Below are 8,796 nucleotides of genomic sequence, written 5' to 3' on the forward strand. Positions count from 1 at the left end.
TTTGAAAATGATTGAGTATAAAATCAAATCTATCACTGAAACCACTAATAATTAGATTTTAAAAGCAAAAGATACAAATTCAGAAATTTTAATATCACGATTTCCTTTTAAGGAAAATGGTTATTTTGGGAAACAATTATTTTTCCTCTCAGATGAAGACAATCATTATAAATTTTTAAAGTTTCTTAATGAATTGTTCATCAATGATATAAATAATATTAATGGTACAAAAACAAATATTTATTATCCTAAATCGATCTCAAATAAGAGTTATTCTTTGGATGATATTTTTGACGAATACGATTAGTTGTAATTCAAATTCAGGTAAAATAAATTTAAAGATGTATTCTATTTTTGTTTAAAAATCTTTGTAATTTATAAAAAAACACTTGACAAAACTATCAACAGGTGGTACAATGTTAATGTAAGCGTTTTTAAGATAGGGGGTGGTTGCTATGAAATAGCAAATTTATATAGTTTGAATTTAGCGGTTAGTCCACGAAAGGAGTTAATATAATGAAATTCGATTTTGATCTAAAACTTGAAGAACTTGAAGTAGAAATTATAGATGATATTAATCCGGACCAAAGTCTTGCGGGACCACGGAGAACTTCTACTGGTGTAACTCGTACCCATTGTTGTTAGTGAAAAACTCTATTAAAATTTAAAATCAAAGGCGCTTCTATCAAAATAAAATGTAGTAGTGCCTTTTTTGGAAAAAAGAATGAATTATAAAATAAATAAAAAATTCCATTTTCGTGAATGTCTTTTAGATTTATCATATCTTAAAAGTGTTGAGAAAGATAATTACAATGTCTTTTTAAAATTAAATTGCTTAAAGGAAGCATTACAAATTACAAATTCTAATCTTTTGGATTCTTTTAATTCCCCCTTCAAAACAAGTATTAAAAATTATATAAAAAGATCCATTACAAGGCCAACTCCATTTGGACTTTTTGGCGCAGTCCGAGTTGCAGAAGTCGGTAAAAAGGAAAAAGAAGATTCCTCTGTCTATCTAAAGCGTGTCGATGCTGATGCAAGTTGGTTAATGAGTATATTAAAAGATTTGGAACAAGATCTACACATATTAAATGGCTTAAATGTTGCTTGGAATCAATTTGTAATTGAAAATAATCATTTCTACAAAATAACAAATCTCAAAAATTGGGGAGAACCAAATAATTTTAAAGCTAAGAATATAGTGATAAAAAATTCCGATATTTTAACATTCATAAAATATAAGACAAAAAAACCGGTTCCTGTTAAAAAATTAGTAAAACAGATTATTGCCATAGATGAAACGAAAAAAGAGAAAGATATATTAGAGTTTGTGAGTCTTTTAATTAGGAAAGAAGTTTTAATAAGTAGTTTGAAACCAAATGTATCAAAACAGGGACTTCTCTCAGATGCTATTAAAAAATTATCGTTTTTAGAAAATAATGAATCTTATTTAAAATTAAAAGAAATACAAAAATTTATGAATTTATATGAAAATACGCCTGTAGGGGAGGGGACAGTTGAATATAGTAATCTAAAAAAACTAATGGAAAAAATGTCTTATAGAGAAAACGGTGTATATGTAAAAGTTGACTTAATAACTACATCTAGGAAATACATTTCAACTAACATAGCGGAAAAAATAGAATCAGCTATTAATTTTTTATCTGATATCTCTCCAAGAAGTATTGTGAATGAAGAATATTCAAGATATGTTGAATATTTTATTGAATGTTATGGTATGTATGACAGTGTTCCTGTAAAAATACTATTAGATAATGATAGAGGTTTAGGTTTTCCAACTTTTATTAATAGTGTAATTTCTGGGAAAGAGCAAGAATTGTTTCAAAAGTATATTCGTAATAAAGTTTTCGAATCTGTAAAAAGGAATGAAAAAACGATCTCTCTTGATTCAGTTAGTTCTACAGAGATATATGGCGAGAATAGAGTATTAAAAAATAACGTTTTACCAAAAGAACTAGAGGTATTTGTAAGTAATAGCTCAGGAGATATTGCATTGGTTCCTCATACAGGTTCTGATTTAATTAGTAAATCATTTGGAAGGTTTACTAGTTATTTCCCTAAAAATAAATTTTTAATGAATTCTGACAATACTTACATTGAACTTACTGAATTTCCTACAGATAATATTGGACTAAACGTTGGCAATACAACATTTTCCCATAACAAATCAATTAACTTAGGTTATATTAATGATGAAGTCTCCTCAGAAATTTTTTTAGATGATATATTCGTTAAGACATCTAAAATCTATGGAAAGGACATGTTGATTTTAGTGGATATCAATGGGAATATATTAAACTTTACAAGTAGTACTATGTTAAATCCAAAGTCAAATTCAATATATTCGAATATATCTCAATTTCTTTTGTATATTACCAAATCAGTAAAAGTTAATCCACTACTATCATGTAGGCTATTAGAAGATTTTAGTGAATTAACATTTGTACCAAGTTTTACATATAAAGGTGTTACTATATGTAGGGAAAAATGGATATTAGATAAAAAAACTTTACTTGATCCAAATCAATTCAAAGAATGGAAAGAGTTTTGGGATGTTCCAAATTTACTAACATTAAATATTGCTGATGAAAGTTTACTTATAAATTTAAATTCGCAAGAAGATTTACATTTTTTAGAAAAAAATATTGATGATTATGCAATTTTGACCTCTTATCCACAAGAAACCTTAACTAAAACCAGCAAGTACTATGAAATGGTATTTAGTTTTCAAAGACAAAATGAAGAGTCTTATAATCAAATTAATCATCTAAATGAGTTAATAACAGTACATGACGATAGCTTGATCAATAACTATTATTCTGATTGGCTATATTTTGTGCTTATTGGCATTCATGATAGAGCTGTGGATCTTATTATAAAAGTTGTAATCCCATTCTTTGAGGAATTGTTGATTGAAGAAAAAATTAAACAGTTTCATTATCTGATGTATTCTGACGAAGGAAAGAAGTCTCTAAGATTGAGGATACTCAGAAAAGATATGCAGGTTGACGAAGACATTTATAATTTTGTCAATAAAATGTTGATTGAACAGTATTGTTTTGATGTTTCTCAGAAAATTTATAGACCTGAATTAACACGGTACGGTGGTATAGAGTGTATTGCAGATGTGGAAAATATATTTACATGCGACAGTATTGCTTGTGGAAAACTATTACAATCAATCAGTATAGCCAATTTAGACTCTATCCAATATTTTATTGAAATATCTAAAAGTGTTTTAGTAATCCTATGCTCTCTTCAAATTCCACTGGACTATTTTGGAAATCTTCTATTAAAAAATTATCCTTCTCAAGAAATGAAGAAATATTTTCGAAAAAAGATTTCCAATAATAAGTTGATAATTGAAAACTTTTTACCTTACTTCATGAATATAGATATTCCAAATGAACAACTAGAGATTTATAATGCATTTAATAGATTTCAAAATAGTCAATCAAAGATTCATAGTATAAAGAAAAATGATATTGCAGTTTTAAGTATAATCCATATGCATTTTAATAGGTTAAATGTTGATAACAATACTGAAAAAAAAATAATGTTCTTTCTTAAGTATATTTTTGAGGTAATAAATGGATATGAAAAAAATAGAAAACCAAAGATTAGTTAGACAGGTAAATATTATCTTAAATACAATTTTAAACAGTAATGATATCGTGAAAGAAGTTCAAAATATCACCTTTAAAGAAATTGGATATTCCCTATCAGAGTATCCAAGTATCATTTGTTTTTTAGTTTTTTTATTGGATATAGAAAATTTCAAAAACAATCAGAAAATCATTCTAGACTCTATCGAAAAATATTTAAACTTATTAATAGAAAGTATAAATAAAGAATACAAGAATGATGTATCACTTATTTACGGTTTACAAGGAGTTTTAAGGGTGCTAAATTATTGTAGTGAAAAAATTTATTCAGCATCTATTAAAAAAATTATATTTTCACTAGAAGATATTTTTCTAAAAAATTGTTACTTAAAACTAGATTTTTGTAAGAATAATAAGGATTTAGTCTTTGAAGAAGACTATGATATTTTACAGGGCATTTCTGGATGTGTATTATACTATCTTGATAAGAGACAATTATCAAGAGAAGAAAAGGAATTCATTTTTTTATCTCGAAATTATTTACAGGATATTATCTTTTCTAAGGAAAATAATGAAATAAATTTAATAATTAAACAAGATTGTATGGTTGATAATTCATTAAAAAGTAGTTATCCATTCGGATATACCAATTTAGGGATTTCTCATGGTATTTTGGGACCATGTTTAGTATTTGCAAAAATGTTTAATAGATTTAAGGACGATACCTGCCTTCAATATACAAGAAGTATCTGTAATGTTTATATAAAAAACATTATAAATACTAATAATTTATATTTTTGGCCACAACGTATAGATGCTAATTTAAAAAATATCAATAGAAATTCAAAAGTGAATTCGAGTTGGTGTCTTGGTGTAGCAGGAATATCAAGAGTACTAAATGAGATTTCAGAGATCATAAACGACGTCCAGTTAAAACGACTTTCTGAGAAAACATTAGAAACTCTTATTAACTTTCCAATTGATGAAAAACTCAAGAATTCTAATGCTATATGTCATGGAAATGCTGGATTAGCCCTGTCTTTATTTAGAATGTATCAAGAATCAGGAAACATTAAGTGGAAAAAATTTGCATATAAAATTTGCGAAAGAATCTTAAATGCTGCTAATATAAATAATAAATATGTTTTCGTAGAAAAATATTATTATTGTAAAGGACATGTTTCTAAAAGTCTTATTGAATATATAGATTTAAGCTTATTATCTGGAAACACAGGTATCTTTATTGTTTTAATGGGTTGCGAAATTGAAGATTTTGGGTGTTTATCTAAATTATTCTTAGTTTGAAGAAGGGGCAGTTTGAAAAAAATATATAATAATAAGATGTTTATGAAATTATTTTTGTCAGATTTAATTTCAAATCTCGGGGATATTCTATACTATCTTGCTTTGATGAATTTTATTGTCGAAACTCATATGGGAAATTGGGTCATTTCCATTCTGACACTTTCAGAATCAATACCAATTTTACTTAGTTTTATATTAGGTTATTTTGCAGATAAAACGATTAGGCGAATAGATACGATAAAAATAACCTTAATTTTACGTTTCTTCTTCTATACCATTTTGATGTTTGTCATTGGAACGAAGCACTCTCTGTTAATTGTTCTAGTTGCTATTATAGTCAATTTCTTTTCAGATATTTTGGGTCAATTTGAAAACTTACTATACTATCCTATTTATAAGCGAGTTATAGAAGATGAAGATCGTGAAGAATTCCAATCATTTAAACAAACGACTCAAATATCGCTTAGTGTGCTTTTTCAAGGGATAGGTGGTATATTGATTATGATAATGTCTTATAAATTATTGGCATTTATCAATGCTATGACTTTTTTAATAAGCTTACTCATTGTAAAATCATTAACAAATCAGTTGAATCCTATCCTAGAAACTAATGCGTCCCCCCAATCAAGGAGTCAACCGGAATCATTTAAACTATCTCAACTATTTGCTGAATTAAAAGAATCCGTTAATTTATTGAAGCAAATTGATGAAATTAGTGTAACATTAGTAAGTGTTCCTCTATTAAATTCAGGGATTGCAGTATTGTATCCTATGATTTTACTATTTTTGTCTCAAGATCAAACATTTAGTATTGTTAACACAGAGACGACACTATCTCTCTTTTTAATTCTAGAGACATGCGGTTCGATCTTAGGAGGTTATCTAACTATGACATTGAAGCGCCTGAAAAATTGGACAATTACAAGGATATTAATATTTGAAATAATTGCTATGTTAGTACTCTTTTTGGCTTTCTGGATACACAATATTTATATTGTTCTTGTAGGAATATTTACACTAGAATTACTAAATGCAATCATAAATCCTAAATTCAATACAAAAATATATAATAATCTAAACGAAGAAAAACTAGGAGTTGTCTTTGGTGGAATGGTAACATACTTTTCCATTGGTGACTTCCTGTCACGTATTCTGTTTTCTATTCTCATTCTCTTACTTTCACCATCCCATATCGCCCTAATCTATGTTATGGTTTCAGTATGCTTATTGATTTATTTATTAAAAGGAAAAATAGAATAAGCTATCATAAAGCTTAAAGTAAAGGAGATCTTATGAATGTTTTAGAAATTTATGATTATAACGTAAGCATTGAAAATAATGATTTATTTCATGTTGATGATCTTGTAATAAAACAAGGGGAGAAAATAGCTTTTATCGGTGAAAATGGTATTGGGAAAACAACATTTTTCAAGCATATAGTTTCTAAAAGTATTCCTAGAATGACTTTAAATGGCAATATAGCTTACTTACCTCAGTTATTAGAAAGTGATAATTTGAGCGGAGGTGAAAAGGAGAAAAGTGAATTATCAAAATTGTTGATTTCCGATAACCAAATTCTTATTCTAGATGAACCCACCACGAATTTAGATTTCAACAACAGAAAGTGGTTAATTGACTATTTAGTAAAAACTAAGAAAACTGTATTACTCATAACACATGATCGCTTTTTAATTAATCAAGTGGTTCAAAAAATATTATACTTAGACTCAGGTGAGTTAAAAACTTACAAAGGCAATCTAAAAGATTTTGAAGAATTTCGACAACAACAATTCAACAAAATGATGTTATCATTTGATAATCAACGAAAAAAACAAAAAAAACTAAAAGAAGAAGCACAACGAAAAAAACAATATGCAATTTCAATGGTAAAAAAGAAAAAAGGTATTTCTTATTCTGATTGGAAAACACGAAACTATGACGGAAAAGCACGAAAATTGGATAAAGTTGCTAGAAGCATTGAAACACGCATAGATAGAGAAAATACTATAGAAAAGCCTAAAAAAGAAAAAAAAATTAAAATTAAAAATTCGGGTGAACTTAGTTTAAAATCGGGAAAAACATTAATAAATATAGAAAAATTTTCACTTTCTATTGTATCATCACTAAAAATTAAAATTAATAACTTTATAATCAGAACTGGGGAACATATTGGAATAGAGGGCGATAATGGTTCTGGTAAAACTCAATTTTTGAACAAAATTTATGAGTTAAAAGATAATCACAACTACTATTACTATTATGATAAACTTTCTATTGGTTATTTTAGGCAAAATCTAACTCTATTTGAAGATAATGATATTATCATAAATAGTATTATGGCCGAATCAAAACAAGACTATCAAACTATTTATGATACCTTAGGAAGCTTCGGTCTTAAGGCAGATGAAATTAGGAGAACTTATAAACAATTAAGTGGGGGACAACGAGTACGCGCTAACTTAGCAAAAGTTTTATTAGGGAATCACAATTTACTTTTGTTAGATGAACCAAATAATCATTTAGATATTTCATCGATTGAAGCATTGGAAAATTTTTTAATCCATTATCCTGGAGCAGTTATATTAGTAAGTCACGATAAAAATCTTATAAATAGTGTTTGTTCTAAAATTTATATTATGGAAAAATTTATTCTATCATCGAAAGAAACAAAATCAAGTAACTATTCAAATGTTAATCAATCTCAAATTACAGAATTAGAATTTAAGAGAAGTATATTACTATCAGACCCAACAATTGATTTGGAACAAATAAAAGAAATAGATGCAAAAATACGGGATTTAAAAAACAGTTCAAGTGTATTGCATCCTCAAAAGTTGGACAATTAATTCTTGCTCAACAATTACTAAAAGAATTCTTAATGATATCTTACTGACTTTCTATCATTTTATAGTAAACAGCTTAGTTCACAAGAGAGGTTTTGAAGTACTTAGAGATGAACTTTAAAATTGTTCTACTTTTTCTTACAACTTATTATTTCAAAAAGAGATAGCCCTCTTTGATAAAAGAAAATTAATAAAAAAGGTAAGTAAAAGTAGGCTAGTGAAAAAATTCTAAATAGGGAAATACCTAATTTAATTTTCAATGAGTAAACATTTCAAAGATGATCATTCAAATAAATTTTATTTGTACCAAATTTGTACCAAATTGAATTTCATTCTAATTTCATATGTAGTCTCATTGAGTCAAATTTCCTTTAAATTCGTTATATTATTGTTGAAAACATTTTATTAAAAGAACTATCATGCTTGCAATCGGCAAAATGAAGAAACTCATTCTACTGGGTTTCTTTTTCTTTTTAAAGAAAATCAGACCACTTAGACCGATATAGAGACCAGATAGGCAAACGAACTTGTTCTTGAGAAACTCCTCTGCTATAATGATTTTTGTAAGGGACGTGAGGCATCACTATCAGAGAACTCAAGTTCCTAAAAAAGAAATCGGAGATAAAGAAATGAAAAAATTATTGGGAATTGTCTTTTTATTAGCAGCAGTGACAGTAGTGTATTTTGGTTCTGTTGGCTGGCCAAGTTTAGATGTCAACCTCTGGTCTTTGATTCCGGTGGGTCTGTTCCTCTTTTTCACTCTAGAGAATCTTTTGAAAAAGGATTACAAGGCTAGTCTGATGTGTTTGATTATTGCCTTTATCATTGCGAATGCAATTTTGGACCTGTTGCCAATTTCAAGTGGCTTGGTGATTGGAGCAGGCGTCCTAGCTTGTGTAGGGATTGGCTATCTATTTCCTGATAAAGAAGGAAAATAATACTCTTCGAAAATCTCTTCAAACCACGTCAACGTCGGCTTGTCGTAGATATGGTTACTGACTTGGTCAGTTCTATCCACAACC

At 27.8% G+C, this 8,796-nt stretch carries 5 protein-coding genes; all 5 read left to right on the plus strand.

All coding sequences use genetic code 11. The features are described 5' to 3' along the window. Positions 1-724: 724 nt before the first annotated feature. The 5 genes from HT723_RS07065 to HT723_RS07085 all read left to right on the plus strand — a co-directional run bounded on the left by HT723_RS07065 (position 725) and on the right by HT723_RS07085 (position 8,712). Positions 725-3,649, plus strand: a complete 2,925-nt coding sequence (locus tag HT723_RS07065) for a lantibiotic dehydratase (RefSeq protein WP_172934906.1) — start codon at positions 725-727, stop codon at positions 3,647-3,649. Further along, positions 3,618-4,931: a lanthionine synthetase LanC family protein gene (locus HT723_RS07070; protein WP_205403119.1), complete on the plus strand. Its 1,314-nt coding sequence runs from the start codon at positions 3,618-3,620 to the stop codon at positions 4,929-4,931. Before HT723_RS07065 ends, HT723_RS07070 begins: the two co-directional genes overlap by 32 nt. Before the next feature lie 12 nt (positions 4,932-4,943). Continuing rightward, positions 4,944-6,191, plus strand: coding sequence for an MFS transporter (locus HT723_RS07075; protein WP_172934908.1), 1,248 nt, complete (start codon positions 4,944-4,946; stop codon positions 6,189-6,191). 32 nt (positions 6,192-6,223) lie between these two features. Continuing rightward, complete coding sequence (locus HT723_RS07080) at positions 6,224-7,777, plus strand: ATP-binding cassette domain-containing protein (RefSeq protein WP_172934909.1); 1,554 nt, start codon at positions 6,224-6,226, stop codon at positions 7,775-7,777. A gap of 626 nt (positions 7,778-8,403) precedes the next feature. Then, entirely contained in the window at positions 8,404-8,712 is a 309-nt protein-coding gene (locus HT723_RS07085) for a hypothetical protein (RefSeq protein WP_000734650.1), read from the plus strand. The last annotated feature ends 84 nt before the right edge of the window (positions 8,713-8,796 follow it).

The organism is Streptococcus sp. 2106, from assembly GCF_013277315.1.
GTDB lineage: Bacteria > Bacillota > Bacilli > Lactobacillales > Streptococcaceae > Streptococcus > Streptococcus pseudopneumoniae.